Origin of the sequence: Bacillus sp. Bvel1 (genome assembly GCF_014872755.1) — a bacterium.
Lineage (GTDB): Bacteria > Bacillota > Bacilli > Bacillales > Bacillaceae > Bacillus > Bacillus velezensis.
In genome coordinates, this window is the sequence record NZ_JAAOBZ010000002.1 from 1 (window position 1) to 14,648 (window position 14,648).

Consider the following 14,648-nt stretch of genomic DNA (forward strand, 5'->3'; position numbering starts at 1 on the left):
ACACGGAAGTTAAGCTCTTCAGCGCCGATGGTAGTCGGGGGTTTCCCCCTGTGAGAGTAGGACGCCGCCAAGCTATCATTACGGTAAAGGCAGCTCATCATGAGCTGCCTTTTTTGTTTTTGAATAAAAACAAAACAAACACCGAAATACGGGAACGCCCATATACTAATTGCAAACTTCAAAAAGATCCAAATTGTGTATACAATCAACAGTTTAAGGGAAGGCTATTCATACGGAGGTGGGCAAAATGAATGAAACGTCCGGCCATGAAGAAACATGTATTGTGTGTGAAACCAAGAAAAGCAGGGGAATCCATATTTATACGAAATTTATATGTTTAGAGTGTGAGAAGAAAGTAGTTTCCACTCCGACCTCTGATCCGAATTATGAATTTTTCGTTCGTAAATTGAAAAGCCTTCATACACCGACGTTATATTCTTAACCCTGAAAAGGGTCTTTTTTTTGCCTGAAATCAGAGGAGTTTTTTCACTTTTTATAAAAGAACTGATACGATAAGAAGAGGAACTTGTTTAGACATGGAATGTAATAGATAATACTGATAAAAGTGAATAAATAGGAGTCGATCAAGTATGAAACCGTTTATTCAATATATGAAATGGACATTTTGCGGGAGCACAGTTTTTGTATTAGCGGGGATAACCTTCTTTACGATAGGGCATCAGCCTTTTCTGTATTCGCTTTTATACGGGGCAGCCGGCGGAGCCGCAGTCAGTGCGTCCGGCTTGTGGAATGCGAAGCGTCTCTTTTTAAAAAAACACCGGCTGACAAGAAAAGAATATGCTTATATCAAGGAAAATCTCGAGGAAGCAAAGGGTAAAATCATCCGATTACGCAGGGCGCTTTTCCGCTCGAAAAGTATACAAATGCTGAAGCAGAATGCAGAGATACTGCGGATAACCCGACGAATATATCTGCTCACAAAGCAGGAGCCGAAGCGTTTTTATCAGGCAGAGCGTTTCTATTATCAAACGCTTGATTCTGTTGTGGAACTGACGGAAAAGTATGCTTTGCTCTCATCACAGCCGCGAAAAAATAAAGATTTATCAATGTCCTTGAGTGAGACGAGGATGACTCTGGCGGAGCTTTCCAGAAGGCTGGAAGAGGATCTTCATGAACTGATGAAGGAGGACATCGACGACCTGCACTTTGAATTAGATATGGCAAAGCATTCACTGAGAAAATAAGAAAGGAAGAAGGAAATGGCCAAAGACCGTTCCGATGACAGTATGGGCGCCCAAAATGACCAGACTCATCTAAAGCTTGCAGATACGCTGCCGGAAGAAAAAAGAGAAGCGGCACTTCAGCTCGCTGAAAAACTGGACCCTGGGAACATGCAAAGCATTGTTCTGTTTGGTTCACAGGCGCAGGCGAATCTTCTGGAATTTTCCCACACGATGATAGAGCACGTGCAAAGAAAAGATGCAGGAGAGATGGGACGGATATTGGCTGATCTGATGCTGAAGCTTGACCAGGTAAACCCCGATGATCTGCAGGTAAAGAACAAAGGGTTTTTCGCCCGGCTGTTTAAAAGGGTATCCGGATCTGTGCAGGAAGTGCTTTCGAAATATCAAAAGACAAGTGTGCAGATTGACCGTATCAGCAGAAGGCTGGAACATTCTAAAAATGTGCTGTTGAGTGACAATAAATGGTTAGATCAGCTGTACGCCCAAAATAAACAATACTTTTCTGATTTAACTATGTATATAGCAGCGGGTGAATTAAAATTAGATGAGCTGAAAACAAAGCTTATTCCCGAAGCGGCAAGAAAAGCCGAATTACGAGAACACAATCAAATGGCCGCGCAGGAAGTGAATGATCTTCGCCAGTTTGCCGACCGTCTGGATAAGAGGGTGCATGATCTGCTGCTGAGCAGGCAGATTACGCTTCAGAGTGCGCCGCAAATCCGTCTGATTCAAAACACGAATCAGGCACTGGCAGAGAAAATTCAGTCCTCCATTGTTACGGCTATTCCTTTATGGAAGAATCAAGTCGCCATCGCGCTGACGCTTATGAGGCAGCGGAGTGCGGCAGATGTGCAGCAGAAGGCGGCGGATACGACAAATCAATTGCTGCTGAAAAACGCCGAACTTCTGAAAACAAGCACAGTCGAGACGGCCAAAGCCAATGAGCGCGGACTTGTTGAGGCAGACACCCTCAAAAAAGTGCAGGAAAGCTTAGTCAGCACACTTGAAGAAATCATGTCTATTCAAGAAGAAGGCAGGATGAAACGCAGGCGTGCCGAGGAGGAGCTTGTTATCATGGAGGGCGATTTAAAAAAGAAACTGCTTGATATGAAGTCCGGCCGGGATAACGGGCTAGATGGCAAAAAGTCTTAGCTTTAAGTTGGCTCGCAGGCACGATATAATAAGAAAGACAGGCAAAGGATTTGTTTAAAAATGGACACACCTTTATATACAGCGCTGATGAAGCATGCGCACCGAAATACGTATTCTTTTCATGTTCCGGGACATCACAATGGAGATGTCTTTTTTGATGAAGCGAAATCTGTATATCAATCTCTTTTATCTATTGATATGACTGAGATCACGGGTCTTGATGACTTGCATCACCCGACAGGGGTCATTAAGGAAGCGCAGGATTTGGTGAGCAGATTGTACGGCTCTCAGGAAAGCTTCTTTCTCGTCAACGGAACGACCGCCGGCAATCTGGCGATGATTTTAGCTGTTTGTGAACCGGGTGAACCCATTCTGATCCAGCGTAATTGTCACAAGTCTGTTTTCCATGCGGTGGCATTGGCCGGAGCCAAGCCGGTTTATTTGGCGCCGGAAATCGATGAAAACATGCATGTGCCGGCACATGTATCCCTTTCAGTCATCGAAAAAGCGCTGGCGTCATATCCGAACGCGAAAGGACTTGTTTTGACCAATCCGACTTATTACGGACACGCCGCCGATTTGACTGCGACAGTTAAAAAAACCCATTCATACGGTGTTCCTGTGCTGGTGGATGAGGCTCATGGAGCTCACTTTGTGTTAGGGCAGCCTTTCCCGCCTTCATCATTGGCTATGGGGGCGGACGCCGTTGTTCAATCGGCTCACAAAACGCTTCCGGCTATGACGATGGGATCTTACTTTCATTTAAACAGCACCCGAATTGACAGAGATCGATTAACTTATTATGTAAGCAGTTTGCAAAGCAGCAGCCCGTCATACCCGATTATGGCATCTTTAGATACGGCGCGTGCTTATGTGCAGGATATTGCTGAAAAAGGGACACTTCCCGTCCATATGGAGCACATTGAGAAAATCAAACGAAGGTTCGCATCAATTTCTTCTATTGAAATAATCGAGCCTTCCGGATATGGGCTGCGGGCGGACCCGTTAAAATTAATACTTCGGTCAAAGCTCGGACATTCCGGCTATTCATTACAACGCATTTTGGAGAGTGAGGGCATTGTTGCCGAGCTGGCTGACGAGTACCAAGTATTGCTCGTACTGCCGATTGGCGGCCGGCGGATGATAGAACAGGCAGCCGTAAGAAACATACAGCAGAAACTGGAGAATACACCGCCCGATAAATTGCCGGATGCCGTGAATTGGACATTTCCGTCCATTTCGACACTTGAATATCCGCAAAATGAGATGCGGAAGTTTACAAAAGAGCCTGCAGATATAAATAAGGCGGCCGGGCGCTTGCATGCGGGGAACATTATTCCTTATCCGCCGGGAATTCCGCTGATCATGGACGGCGAACGGATAACAGAAGAGATCGTACAGAAGCTTTCCCGTTTAATCGGCATGGACGCGCATATTCAAGGCTTGTTAAACGGGGAACAATTACTTGTCTATATAGAAGAGGAGAAATCATGAGCGGTTTATTTATAACATTTGAAGGTCCTGAAGGTGCAGGGAAAACGACTGTGCTTCAGGAACTGAAAGAGATTCTGTCGGCAGAGGGGCTCCCGGTGACAGCGACAAGAGAACCGGGCGGCATCGACATTGCGGAACAGATCAGAGAAGTGATCTTAAATAAAAACAATACAATGATGGATGCAAAAACGGAGGCGCTGCTTTACGCCGCGGCGAGAAGACAGCATTTAACCGAAAAGGTGCAGCCTGCATTGAAAGAAGGGCGCATTGTGCTGTGTGATCGTTTCATCGACAGTTCGCTGGCTTATCAAGGCTATGCGAGAGGGCTCGGCATTGATGAAGTTCTTTCTATCAACCAGTTTGCAATCGGCGATACGATGCCTGATGTCACCATCTATTTTTCTATTGAGCCTGAAGAAGGGTTGAAACGGATTACGTCGAATGATTCAAGAGAAAAGAATCGTCTCGATCTTGAGGCCCTGCACTTTCACACGAAAGTACGGGAAGGATACCAAAAGGTTATGCAGCGTTTTCCGGAAAGATTCCATACAATCGACGCATCGAAAAAGAAGGAACTCGTCATTCAGGACGCACTTCAAGTGATAAATGAAGCATTGAAAAAAATTCAGTTGTGACCTGTTTCTCATAAGTTGCTATAATGAATGTAACGACAATGTTCTTTCCAACCTAAAGGGGGCCTAGAGAATGAAATTAATAGTGGCAGTGGTGCAGGATCAGGACAGCAACAGGCTTTTGAAAGTATTAACCGACCACAACTTCAGGGTGACGAAGCTTGCGACAACAGGCGGATTCCTTAAATCAGGCAATACGACGTTTATGATCGGGGTGGAAGATATCCGTGTCGATAAAGCGCTCAGCCTCATTAAAGAGAATGGCTGTAAACGTGATCAGATGATTGCCCCGGTATCCCCGATGGGCGGGAATGCGGATTCCTACGTTCCATATCCCGTCGAAGTGGAAGTCGGCGGAGCGACGGTCTTTGTCCTCCCGGTCGATGAATTTCATCAATTTTAAGGATTTGACGACGTGAAAATAAATTCTGACTTACGTACATTTATTGAGAAAAAGCAGCAGCCTGCTTATAAAGCGGCAGAGCTTTCCGGAACGTTTAAAAGTTCAATGGACAGCCAAAGCAGCAAGCTGAAATTTGATCAGCTGAGCAGGTTCTTAACGGATATAGAAACGTTCGGGAAAAGGCTGACGAAGTCGAGAAACTTCAAAGACTTAGCGAAGTTCAAAGGATTGGTAAAACGTTTTGTAAAAGAGGCCGTAGACAGCGGATTATCGCATGAGACGGAGAAAAGCTTTGACTTGTACGGCAGCAGCCGGACCCTGGGGCTTGTGAAAGAAATAGATGAAAAACTGCTTCAGCTGACGGAAGAAATGTTAGATCAGGAAAAACCGGCAATTGATTTGCTGGATCGAATCGGAGAAATAAAAGGTTTATTGATTAACCTTTACACATAGAGAGTGATACAATGGCAATATCATGGAAGGAAATGACCGGGCAGCAGCCCAGAGTGATGCGGCTTTTGCATAACAGCATTGAAAAGAAAAGGCTTTCTCACGCATATCTGTTTGAAGGCAAAAAAGGTACGGGCAAATTGGATGCCGCACTGCTTCTCGCAAAAAGCTTTTTTTGCCTTGAAGACGGGACTGAGCCTTGCGGAGAGTGCCGGAACTGTAAGCGTATCGAATCCGGAAACCATCCCGACCTGCATGTGGTTCAGCCCGACGGATTATCCATTAAAAAGGCTCAGATCCAATCGCTTCAGGAAGAGTTTTCCAAAACGGGGCTGGAATCGCATAAAAAGCTGTACATTATATCCCATGCGGATCAAATGACGACAAATGCGGCAAACAGTCTGCTGAAGTTTTTAGAGGAGCCGAGTCAAGACACAATCGCAATTCTGATTACTGAGCAGCTCCACCGCATACTGGATACCATCGTTTCGAGATGTCAGGTTCTCCCGTTCCAGCCGCTTCAGCCGAAAGCCATAGAAGAAAGACTGATTGAACAGGAAGTGAGCCCTCACATGGCCCGGCTCTTAGCAAATATGACAAATAATATTGCGGAAGCAGTCGAATTAAGTCGAAATGATGAGTTTGCAGAGTCCAGAGCGAAAGTGATAAAATTGTATGAAGTCTTACATCAGCGGAAAGGACATGCCTTTTTCTTCATTCAGGATCAGTGGGTGCCCTTTTTCAAAGAAAAAACCCATCAAGAAATGGGTCTTGATATGCTCTTATTGATATACCGTGATGTATTATCCATCCAAATTGGAAATGAAGATAAACTGATTTATCAAGACTTATTCCAATCAATAAAACAGCATGCGCTGCAATTTACACAACAAAGCGTTACGAACCAAATTCTCGCTGTTTTAGAAGCAAAAAAACGGCTTCATTCCAATGTGAATGTGCAGGGATTAATGGAGCACTTGGTGTTAACGTTGCAGGAGGGATAAGCTTGTACAACGTAATAGGCGTCCGCTTTAAAAAAGCGGGGAAAATTTATTATTTTGATCCGAACGGATTTGATATAGAACAAGACAGCTGCGTCATTGTTGAAACCGTAAGAGGTGTAGAATACGGGCAGGTTGTCATCGCAAATAAACAAGTGGACGAGCATGATGTTGTGCTTCCGCTTCGAAAGGTTATTCGCGTTGCTGATGAACGCGATCTTCTCATTGTAGAAGAAAACAAACAGGAGGCCCTGTCCGCTTTTGAAGTCTGTCAGAAAAAAGTGGCTGACCACGGCTTAGATATGAAGCTGGTTGATGTTGAGTTTACGTTTGACCGCAATAAAGTCATTTTTTACTTTACGGCAGACGGACGGGTTGATTTCAGGGAATTGGTCAAAGACTTGGCTTCTATCTTTAAAACGAGAATCGAATTGCGCCAAATCGGGGTAAGGGACGAGGCGAAAATGCTCGGCGGTATCGGACCATGCGGGAGAATGCTTTGCTGCTCCACGTTCCTCGGTGATTTTGAACCGGTGTCCATCAAAATGGCGAAGGATCAAAATTTATCGTTGAACCCAACGAAGATTTCCGGTCTGTGCGGCCGTTTGATGTGCTGTTTGAAGTATGAAAATGATGAGTATGAGACGGCAAAAGAACAGCTGCCGGATTTAGGCGAAATGATTACGACGGCAAACGGCCCCGCAAAGGTTGTCGGTCTTAATATTCTGGAACGGGTGCTTCAGGTGGAACTGAAGAATCGTGAAAAAGTGATAGAATATACTTGGGAAGAGCTCTTGGAAGAGGGCGTCGTATCCGCACAAACCACAGATTAACGAGGTGTGGAACCTTGGATAAAAAAGAGTTATTTGATACTGTCATAAACCTGGAGGAACAAATCGGTTCGCTGTACCGTCAGCTGGGTGACTTAAAGCAGCATATCGGCGAAATGATTGAAGAGAATCACCATCTTCAGCTTGAAAATAAGCATTTGCGTAAGCGGCTTGATGACACGACGGAGCAAATTGAGAAGTTCAAAGCCGATCAGAAAGAAACAAAAACACAGAAGGCAGAGCAGAGTGATATAGGAGAAGGGTACGACAATCTGGCCCGGCTGTATCAAGAAGGCTTTCATATTTGCAACGTCCATTATGGGAGCGTCCGCAAGGGAGATTGCCTTTTTTGTCTGTCCTTCTTAAATAAAAAATAAGGAAAAGGCTTCCGCTGATGTCGGAAGCCTTTTTCAAAGAGTGCCGAAAGGAATAAGATTATGGTTTCATTACGTGATGATGAAAGATTGGATTACTTATTAGCAGAGGATATGAAAATAGTACAGAGTCCGACGGTTTTCGCTTTTTCATTAGATGCCGTGCTGCTGTCTAAGTTTGCATACGTTCCGATTCAAAAGGGGAACATTGTTGATTTATGCACGGGGAACGGCATTGTGCCGCTTTTGCTCAGCACAAGGTCAAAAGCCGATATCACCGGAGTTGAAATTCAGGAACGCTTGTATGATATGGCGCTTCGAAGTGTGGAATACAACGGGCTGGGCGGTCAGATCAGTCTCATTCATGATGATCTGAAAAATATGCCGGAAAGACTCGGACATAATAAATATGATGTTGTCACCTGCAATCCGCCTTATTTTAAAACACCGAAAGAGGCGGAGCAGAACCTGAACGAGCATCTCAGAATCGCAAGGCACGAAATCCTTTGCACGCTTGAAGATGTGATTTCCGTCAGCAGCAAACTGCTGAAGCAAGGAGGAAAAGCGGCTCTCGTTCATCGGCCGGGGAGGCTTCTGGAAATCTTTGAACTAATGAAAGCATACCGAATAGAACCGAAACGGGTTCAGTTTATTTATCCGAAACAAGGTAAAGAAGCGAATACCATTTTGGTTGAAGGAATTAAAGGCGGCCGCCCTGATCTCAAAATTCTTCCCCCGCTCTTTGTATATAATGAACAAAATGAATATACGAAAGAGATCCGCACGATTTTATATGGAGACAAATAGTCATTTCTTTTATGTGCTGCTGTGCAATGACAACAGTCTGTATGCCGGTTATACAAATGATCTGCAAAAACGGCTGAAAACCCACAATGAGGGAAAGGGCGCGAAATATACAAGGGCGAGAAGGCCGGTTTCGTTATGCCATGCGGAATCATTTGAAACAAAACGGGAAGCGATGCAGGCGGAATACCGTTTTAAGCAGCTGACCCGAAAGAAAAAAGAGCAATATATAGAAGAAAAACGACGCAGCAAGGAGGCTGTATATGTTAAGACGTCAGATGAGTTTTAACGGAAAATCTGAAATGGGGACTCTGTACCTTGTTCCTACACCGATCGGCAATTTGGAGGACATGACCTTTCGTGCAGTAGAGACGCTGAAATCGGCCGATGTCATAGCTGCCGAAGATACGAGACAGACGAAAAAGCTGTGCCATGTTTATGACATAGAAACATCTCTCATCAGCTATCATGAACATAATAAAGAAAGCAGCGGCCATAAAATCATTGAATGGCTGAAAAGCGGAAAGAATGTGGCATTGGTCAGTGATGCCGGTATGCCGACAATTTCCGACCCGGGGGCTGAGATTGTGAGAGATTTCACCCAAATCGGCGGATATGTCGTTCCGCTTCCGGGTGCAAATGCGGCATTAACCGCGCTGACCGCATCAGGGATCACCCCGCAGCCGTTTTTCTTCTACGGATTCTTAAACAGACAAAAAAAAGAAAAGAAGAAAGAACTCGAAATCCTGAAAAAACGGCAGGAAACGATGATATTTTACGAAGCGCCGCACAGATTAAAAGAAACATTAACAGCAATGCATGACGTTTTGGGTAATCGAACCATCGCCGTCACGAGGGAATTAACGAAAAAGTATGAGGAATTCATCAGAGGAACCATCGCCGAGGTGCTTGAATGGGCAAATGAAGATCAAATCCGCGGTGAGTTTTGTCTCGTTGTCGAAGGCAATCAAGGCGCTGAACCGGACGAAGAGGAAAAGCCTTGGTGGGCGGAGCTTTCTGAGAAAGAACATGTGGAGCATTACATAAATGAAGGATCTTCTTCCAAACAGGCCATAAAACAAACAGCGGTAGATCGGGACGTACCGAAACGCGAGATTTATGACGCTTATCACATTCAATCATAAAAAAAACCGTTCTTGTGTCATAACAAGAACGGTTTTTGTATGAAATAGCTTATTTTTGGTTTTGAAGCTGGTTTTGAATTTCAGAGATGATTTGCTCAGCGCCTTCTTTGCTGAGTACCAATTTGCCGCCGGCAAGTTTAAGGTTATCATCAGAAACTTCACCAGTTACTTGGCAAGTCATGTTTGGTTTATATTTTTTAAGGATGATTTTTTCATCATCAACATAAATTTCAAGAGCGTCTTTTTCTGCGATGCCCAGTGTACGGCGAAGTTCGATAGGGATAACGACGCGTCCAAGTTCATCAACTTTACGTACGATACCAGTAGATTTCATTAACAGTCTCCTCCCGAGAGATAATTATTTGTAGTTTATATTTTTCTTCGTCATTATTCGACAAAATTCCTTACATTCCTAGCATAACAAGGTTTCCAATAATCGTCAATCTTTTTGTTTGCTATTGTTTGTAAGAATTAGTTCTTATAGTAAGTAAAGCCTTGGAAATCCTGAAATAACAGGCTTTTTGACTGCTTTTTCGAACCTATTATCCTACTGAAAATCCTTTTAAATCAAGACTTTCGAACCAAGATGTTTTATATTAGTAGATTATATACGACAAATTTCGACATGTTAAGACTTTTTTTAATTTCAATAAAAATTTTTAATTTTATTTACTCTTTTACGCGCAGTACGTATATATCCTTGATCTTAAAGGCTAAGATGGTATCATAGATAGAGGACAAATATCAATATTGTATATCAAATAAAACCGCTCTCGTCCTTTGGGCGTGAGCTTTTCGACATTCTGAATGGGAGGTTGCAACATGCCGCAAGACAATAATACTTTTTATATTACGACCCCGATATATTATCCGAGCGGAAAATTACATATCGGCCATGCTTATACTACCGTGGCCGGCGATGCGATGGCGCGTTACAAAAGATTAAAAGGATTTGACGTACGCTACTTAACCGGAACGGATGAGCACGGACAGAAAATCCAGCAGAAAGCGGAGGAAGAGAATATCACGCCTCAAGCTTATGTGGATCGCGCAGTTGCTGAAATCCAAAAGCTATGGAAGCAGCTCGACATTTCTCACGATGATTTCATCCGGACGACGGAAAGCCGGCACAAAGAAATTATCGAGAAAGTGTTTCAAAAACTTCTTGATAATGGTGACATTTACCTGGATGAGTATGAGGGCTGGTACAGCATCCCTGATGAAACATTCTATACGGAAACACAGCTGGTGGATGTGGAACGAAATGAGAAGGGTGAGGTTGTCGGCGGAAAAAGCCCTGACAGCGGCCACCCGGTCGAATTAATCAAAGAGGAGTCATACTTCTTCCGCATGAGCAAATATGCAGACCGCCTGCTGAAGTTTTATGAGGAAAATCCTTCTTTCATCCAGCCTGAATCACGCAAAAATGAAATGATTAACAACTTCATTAAACCGGGGCTTGAAGATTTGGCCGTTTCCAGAACGACGTTCGACTGGGGCGTAAAAGTGCCGGGAAATCCGAAGCATGTCGTGTATGTATGGATTGACGCACTGTTCAACTATATTACAGCGCTCGGTTACGATACGGAAAATGATGAGCTTTACAAAAAGTACTGGCCGGCTGACGTCCACCTTGTCGGTAAAGAAATTGTCCGTTTTCATACCATTTACTGGCCGATTATGCTGATGGCGCTTGATCTCCCGCTGCCTAAGCAAGTATTCGCGCATGGCTGGTTATTGATGAAAGACGGAAAAATGTCGAAATCAAAAGGAAATGTCGTTGATCCGGTAACGTTAATTGAACGCTACGGCTTGGATGAACTTCGCTATTACCTGCTTCGCGAAGTACCGTTCGGTTCAGACGGTGTCTTTACGCCGGAAGGTTTCGTAGAACGGATTAATTATGACTTGGCGAACGACTTAGGAAACCTTCTGAATCGTACAGTCGCAATGATCCAAAAATATTTTGACGGCGAGATTGGTTCATATGAAGGAAATGTGACCGATTTTGATTCAGAGCTTTCTTCCGTAGCCGGTGAAACGGTTAAAGCTTATGAAAAGGCAATGGAAAACATGGAGTTTTCAGTAGCTTTATCAACGCTATGGCAATTAATCAGCCGTACGAACAAATATATTGATGAAACTGCTCCGTGGGTGCTTGCTAAAGATCAGGAAAAAGAAAAAGAATTACGTTCTGTCATGTATCATTTAGCTGAATCATTGCGTATTTCGGCCGTATTGCTACAGCCTTTCTTGACGCAGACGCCTGAAAAAATGTTTTCCCAGCTTGGAGTTGAGGATCAGTCTCTTAAAGCTTGGGACAGCATTCAGACATTCGGCCAATTGAAGAATGTGAAAGTGAAAAAAGGGGAACCGCTTTTCCCTCGTCTTGAAGCTGAAGAAGAAGTAGCTTACATCAAGCAAAAAATGCAAGGAACTGCTCCTGCTAAAGAAGAAAAGGCGGAAGAGCCGCAAGAAGCAGAGCGTCTTCCTGAAATTACGTTTGATCAATTTATGGATACAGAACTTCGCGTCGCAGAAGTCTTGTCCGCAGAACCGGTGAAAAAAGCAGATCGGCTGCTGAAATTGCAAATTGATCTGGGCTTTGAACAGCGCCAAGTTGTATCAGGTATCGCGAAGCATTACACACCGGATCAGCTTGTGGGAATGAAGATCATCTGTGTAACGAATTTAAAACCGGTAAAACTGAGAGGCGAGCTTTCTCAAGGAATGATACTGGCGGGAGAATCGGACGGCGTTCTCAAAGTTGTAGCTGTCGACCAGTCATTACCGAAAGGCACTCGAATTAAATAATAGGGGCAAAAGGTGTTTCACGTGTAACATTCCGTCGAACACCTTTTGTTTTTCAACAAGAAAGGAGTTTTTATGATGCTTTTTGATACACATGCGCACTTAAATGCCGAACAATTTGACACAGACTTAGAGGAAGTCATTGCGCGTGCAAAGGCTGAAAAAGTTGAACGAATTGTCGTTGTCGGATTCGACAAACCCACTATCACGCGTGCGATGGAGCTGATTGAGGAATATGACTTTATATACGCTGCGATCGGCTGGCATCCGGTAGACGCAATTGACATGACAGAGGAAGATTTATCATGGATTAAGGAACTGTCCTCTCACGAAAAAGTCGTGGCGATCGGAGAGATGGGCCTTGATTACCACTGGGATAAATCACCAAAAGACATTCAGAAAGAAGTATTCCGGAAACAAATCGCTCTCGCCAAAGAAGTGAACCTTCCAATTATCATTCATAATCGTGATGCAACGGAAGATGTTGTCACAATTTTGAAAGAAGAGGGAGCGGAAGAAGTCGGCGGCATTATGCACTGCTTTACGGGGAGCACGGAGGTTGCACGGCAGTGTATGGATATGAATTTCTATATTTCATTCGGCGGACCGGTTACCTTCAAAAATGCGAAGAAACCAAAAGAAGTAGCAAAGGAAATTCCGAATGACCGTTTGCTGATTGAAACGGACTGTCCTTTCCTGACACCGCATCCTTTCCGCGGCAAACGAAATGAGCCAAGCTACGTAAAATATGTTGCTGAACAGCTCGCTGAATTAAAAGGGCTGACATATGAAGAAATTGCCTCAATTACAACCGAAAACGCAAAAAGACTTTTCCGCATGAACTGACAGAATGCGCTGTCATAACGTGTAAAAGCTTGTCCGATTCAGTGGATATGTAAAACGGTTCTACAAGCTTCCTTCTCCTCATAAGATAGGTTGTCGATATGTCTCTCTTCCTTTTTTTGCTTTGTTTTTGCATAATGAGGGATACGCTGAAGGTTTTTCATCTTCGAGATGGGAGGGTTGACAGCATTTTAGATACTCTATATAATCTCTCCGAGGAGAAGGAGGCGTTTTTCATCACACAAAAAATGAAAAAACTGTTTTCCGTAAAGCTTGGTAAAAGCAAGGTTATTCTGATTGCAGCTATTATTCTGCTGGGCGGAACCGGGACTGCATACGGGGCACATGAGCTCTCAAAACAATCAGTTTCTGTTTCCATCAACGGCAAGAAAAAGCAAATGCGCACTCATGCAAAAACGGTTGGGGAACTTCTGGAAGATTTACATATAGAGACGAGAAATGAAGACCGGATTACCCCGTCTAAGCAGACAGCATTGGCAGACAACATGAATGTCGTGTATGATGCTGCAAAGCAGATCCGTGTGACAAGAGGCGGAGAAGAAAAGACTTTATGGTCAACGGCAAAAACAGTCGGCGCATTTCTGAACGAACAGCATACACCTGTGAATCAGCACGATAAAATAGATCCAGCAGCAGATACGAAAGTGACAAACGGCATGAAAGTCACGGTCGACCCGGCTTTTCAGGTCACTGTAAATGATGCGGGAAAGAAAAAGAAAATATGGACGACTTCGACTACGGTCGCTGACTTTTTAACGCAGCATAAGATGGACATGAAAGACGAAGATAAAGTAAAACCGGCATTACACGAAAAGCTCACAAAAAATCAGGCCGGCATACAAATCACTCGTATCGAAAAAGTCACCGATGTAGTTGAGGAAAAAATAGCGTATCAAGTGAAAGAAAAAGAAGATGCGTCTCTCGACAGCGGGAAAGAAAAGATCGTTCAAAAAGGAAAAGAAGGCAAACTTAAAAAGCATTTTCATGTTGTCAAAGAAAATGGAAAAGAAGTATCAAGAAAGCTTGTCAAAGAAGAAACATCTGAAAAAAGCAAAGATCAGATCATTGCGGTCGGCACAAAGCGGCACAGTCCCAAGATTGAGCAGCTCAGTGCACCTGTGAAGGCATCTTCGGGCGAAACCGGATCTTCCGGTAAAGTGATTACCGTGTCTTCCACGGCTTATACCGCAAGCTGCAGCGGCTGTTCCGGCCAAACGGCTACAGGCGTTAACCTGACAAGCAATCCGAATGCCAAAGTCATTGCGGTAGACCCAAGCGTCATCCCGCTCGGCACAAGAGTCCACGTAGACGGATACGGGGATGCCGTAGCCGCTGATACAGGCTCAGCCATTAAAGGAAGACGGATTGATGTCTTTTTCCCTGAAAAATCTTCAGCTTACCGCTGGGGAAAGAAACAGGTCAAAATAAAAATCTTAAATTAATTCCTATTCATTCAGAGGGTTTTGCGCCCTCTGTTTTTTTC

The 14,648-nt window shown here is 44.1% G+C and carries 17 protein-coding genes and 1 rRNA gene; 17 read left to right on the forward strand and 1 reads right to left on the reverse strand.

Annotation, left to right across the window (positions count from 1 at the left end; genetic code table 11):
- The 14 genes from rrf to rsmI form a co-directional block, all read left to right on the forward strand.
- A 5S ribosomal RNA gene (gene rrf, locus HAP68_RS19725) occupies positions 1–73 on the forward strand; the annotation flags it as partial.
- A 174-nt stretch (positions 74–247) separates the two neighbouring features.
- A complete protein-coding gene (locus HAP68_RS00125; protein WP_004264749.1) occupies positions 248–442 on the forward strand; it encodes a sigma factor G inhibitor Gin in 195 nt (64 codons plus the stop codon).
- Positions 443–590: 148 nt separating this feature from the next.
- A complete protein-coding gene (locus HAP68_RS00130; RefSeq protein ID WP_014304187.1) occupies positions 591–1,205 on the forward strand; it encodes a 5-bromo-4-chloroindolyl phosphate hydrolysis family protein in 615 nt (204 codons plus the stop codon).
- A 15-nt stretch (positions 1,206–1,220) separates the two neighbouring features.
- Positions 1,221–2,357 (forward strand): toxic anion resistance protein, encoded by a 1,137-nt coding sequence (locus tag HAP68_RS00135; RefSeq protein ID WP_024084789.1) that lies wholly within the window; start codon positions 1,221–1,223, stop codon positions 2,355–2,357.
- A gap of 60 nt (positions 2,358–2,417) precedes the next feature.
- The gene (locus HAP68_RS00140) at positions 2,418–3,851 is read left to right on the forward strand and encodes an aminotransferase class I/II-fold pyridoxal phosphate-dependent enzyme (RefSeq protein ID WP_024084790.1); all 1,434 of its coding nucleotides are present in this window, start codon (positions 2,418–2,420) and stop codon (positions 3,849–3,851) included.
- Positions 3,848–4,486 carry a dTMP kinase gene (gene tmk / locus HAP68_RS00145; RefSeq protein ID WP_014304190.1) on the forward strand — a complete coding sequence of 213 codons (639 nt, stop codon included), beginning with the start codon at positions 3,848–3,850 and terminating at the stop codon, positions 4,484–4,486. Before HAP68_RS00140 ends, tmk begins: the two co-directional genes overlap by 4 nt.
- A gap of 70 nt (positions 4,487–4,556) precedes the next feature.
- Positions 4,557–4,886 carry a cyclic di-AMP receptor DarA gene (gene darA, locus HAP68_RS00150; protein WP_004264734.1) on the forward strand — a complete coding sequence of 110 codons (330 nt, stop codon included), beginning with the start codon at positions 4,557–4,559 and terminating at the stop codon, positions 4,884–4,886.
- A gap of 12 nt (positions 4,887–4,898) precedes the next feature.
- Positions 4,899–5,339 (forward strand): YaaR family protein, encoded by a 441-nt coding sequence (locus HAP68_RS00155; protein ID WP_004264730.1) that lies wholly within the window; start codon positions 4,899–4,901, stop codon positions 5,337–5,339.
- 11 nt (positions 5,340–5,350) lie between these two features.
- The gene (gene holB, locus HAP68_RS00160; protein WP_007409919.1) at positions 5,351–6,340 is read left to right on the forward strand and encodes a DNA polymerase III subunit delta'; all 990 of its coding nucleotides are present in this window, start codon (positions 5,351–5,353) and stop codon (positions 6,338–6,340) included.
- A 2-nt stretch (positions 6,341–6,342) separates the two neighbouring features.
- Positions 6,343–7,170, forward strand: coding sequence for a competence/sporulation regulator complex protein RicT (ricT, locus tag HAP68_RS00165; protein ID WP_004264723.1), 828 nt, complete (start codon positions 6,343–6,345; stop codon positions 7,168–7,170).
- Positions 7,171–7,184: 14 nt separating this feature from the next.
- Positions 7,185–7,544, forward strand: a complete 360-nt coding sequence (yabA, locus tag HAP68_RS00170) for a replication initiation-control protein YabA (RefSeq protein WP_004264720.1) — start codon at positions 7,185–7,187, stop codon at positions 7,542–7,544.
- Positions 7,545–7,604: 60 nt separating this feature from the next.
- Positions 7,605–8,348, forward strand: a complete 744-nt coding sequence (locus HAP68_RS00175) for a tRNA1(Val) (adenine(37)-N6)-methyltransferase (RefSeq protein WP_004264717.1) — start codon at positions 7,605–7,607, stop codon at positions 8,346–8,348.
- Entirely contained in the window at positions 8,335–8,634 is a 300-nt protein-coding gene (locus tag HAP68_RS00180; protein ID WP_004264714.1) for a GIY-YIG nuclease family protein, read from the forward strand. Before HAP68_RS00175 ends, HAP68_RS00180 begins: the two co-directional genes overlap by 14 nt.
- Positions 8,609–9,490 carry a 16S rRNA (cytidine(1402)-2'-O)-methyltransferase gene (gene rsmI / locus HAP68_RS00185; protein WP_014304192.1) on the forward strand — a complete coding sequence of 294 codons (882 nt, stop codon included), beginning with the start codon at positions 8,609–8,611 and terminating at the stop codon, positions 9,488–9,490. Before HAP68_RS00180 ends, rsmI begins: the two co-directional genes overlap by 26 nt.
- A 49-nt stretch (positions 9,491–9,539) precedes the next feature.
- On the opposite strand, the gene abrB is transcribed toward rsmI, so the two are convergent.
- Positions 9,540–9,830, reverse strand: coding sequence for a transition state genes transcriptional regulator AbrB (gene abrB, locus HAP68_RS00190; protein ID WP_169510469.1), 291 nt, complete (start codon positions 9,828–9,830; stop codon positions 9,540–9,542).
- 482 nt (positions 9,831–10,312) lie between these two features.
- Between abrB and metG the strand changes: the two genes are divergently transcribed.
- The 3 genes from metG to HAP68_RS00205 all read left to right on the forward strand — a co-directional run bounded on the left by metG (position 10,313) and on the right by HAP68_RS00205 (position 14,607).
- Positions 10,313–12,304 carry a methionine--tRNA ligase gene (metG, locus tag HAP68_RS00195; protein WP_004264704.1) on the forward strand — a complete coding sequence of 664 codons (1,992 nt, stop codon included), beginning with the start codon at positions 10,313–10,315 and terminating at the stop codon, positions 12,302–12,304.
- 75 nt (positions 12,305–12,379) lie between these two features.
- Positions 12,380–13,147, forward strand: a complete 768-nt coding sequence (locus HAP68_RS00200; protein ID WP_004264700.1) for a TatD family hydrolase — start codon at positions 12,380–12,382, stop codon at positions 13,145–13,147.
- Between the two features lie 134 nt (positions 13,148–13,281).
- Positions 13,282–14,607 (forward strand): G5 and 3D domain-containing protein, encoded by a 1,326-nt coding sequence (locus HAP68_RS00205; RefSeq protein ID WP_101312113.1) that lies wholly within the window; start codon positions 13,282–13,284, stop codon positions 14,605–14,607.
- The last annotated feature ends 41 nt before the right edge of the window (positions 14,608–14,648 follow it).

Coding starts and splice junctions, on each gene's coding strand:
- HAP68_RS00140 (WP_024084790.1), top strand. CDS start 2,418: ATGGACACACCTTTATATACAGCGCTGATGAAGCATGCGCACCGAAAT.
- HAP68_RS00200 (WP_004264700.1), top strand. CDS start 12,380: ATGCTTTTTGATACACATGCGCACTTAAATGCCGAACAATTTGACACA.
- HAP68_RS00130 (WP_014304187.1), top strand. CDS start 591: ATGAAACCGTTTATTCAATATATGAAATGGACATTTTGCGGGAGCACA.
- HAP68_RS00125 (WP_004264749.1), top strand. CDS start 248: ATGAATGAAACGTCCGGCCATGAAGAAACATGTATTGTGTGTGAAACC.
- tmk (WP_014304190.1), top strand. CDS start 3,848: ATGAGCGGTTTATTTATAACATTTGAAGGTCCTGAAGGTGCAGGGAAA.
- rsmI (WP_014304192.1), top strand. CDS start 8,609: ATGTTAAGACGTCAGATGAGTTTTAACGGAAAATCTGAAATGGGGACT.
- HAP68_RS00175 (WP_004264717.1), top strand. CDS start 7,605: ATGGTTTCATTACGTGATGATGAAAGATTGGATTACTTATTAGCAGAG.
- HAP68_RS00205 (WP_101312113.1), top strand. CDS start 13,282: ATGAGGGATACGCTGAAGGTTTTTCATCTTCGAGATGGGAGGGTTGAC.
- HAP68_RS00135 (WP_024084789.1), top strand. CDS start 1,221: ATGGCCAAAGACCGTTCCGATGACAGTATGGGCGCCCAAAATGACCAG.
- HAP68_RS00180 (WP_004264714.1), top strand. CDS start 8,335: ATGGAGACAAATAGTCATTTCTTTTATGTGCTGCTGTGCAATGACAAC.
- holB (WP_007409919.1), top strand. CDS start 5,351: ATGGCAATATCATGGAAGGAAATGACCGGGCAGCAGCCCAGAGTGATG.
- darA (WP_004264734.1), top strand. CDS start 4,557: ATGAAATTAATAGTGGCAGTGGTGCAGGATCAGGACAGCAACAGGCTT.
- metG (WP_004264704.1), top strand. CDS start 10,313: ATGCCGCAAGACAATAATACTTTTTATATTACGACCCCGATATATTAT.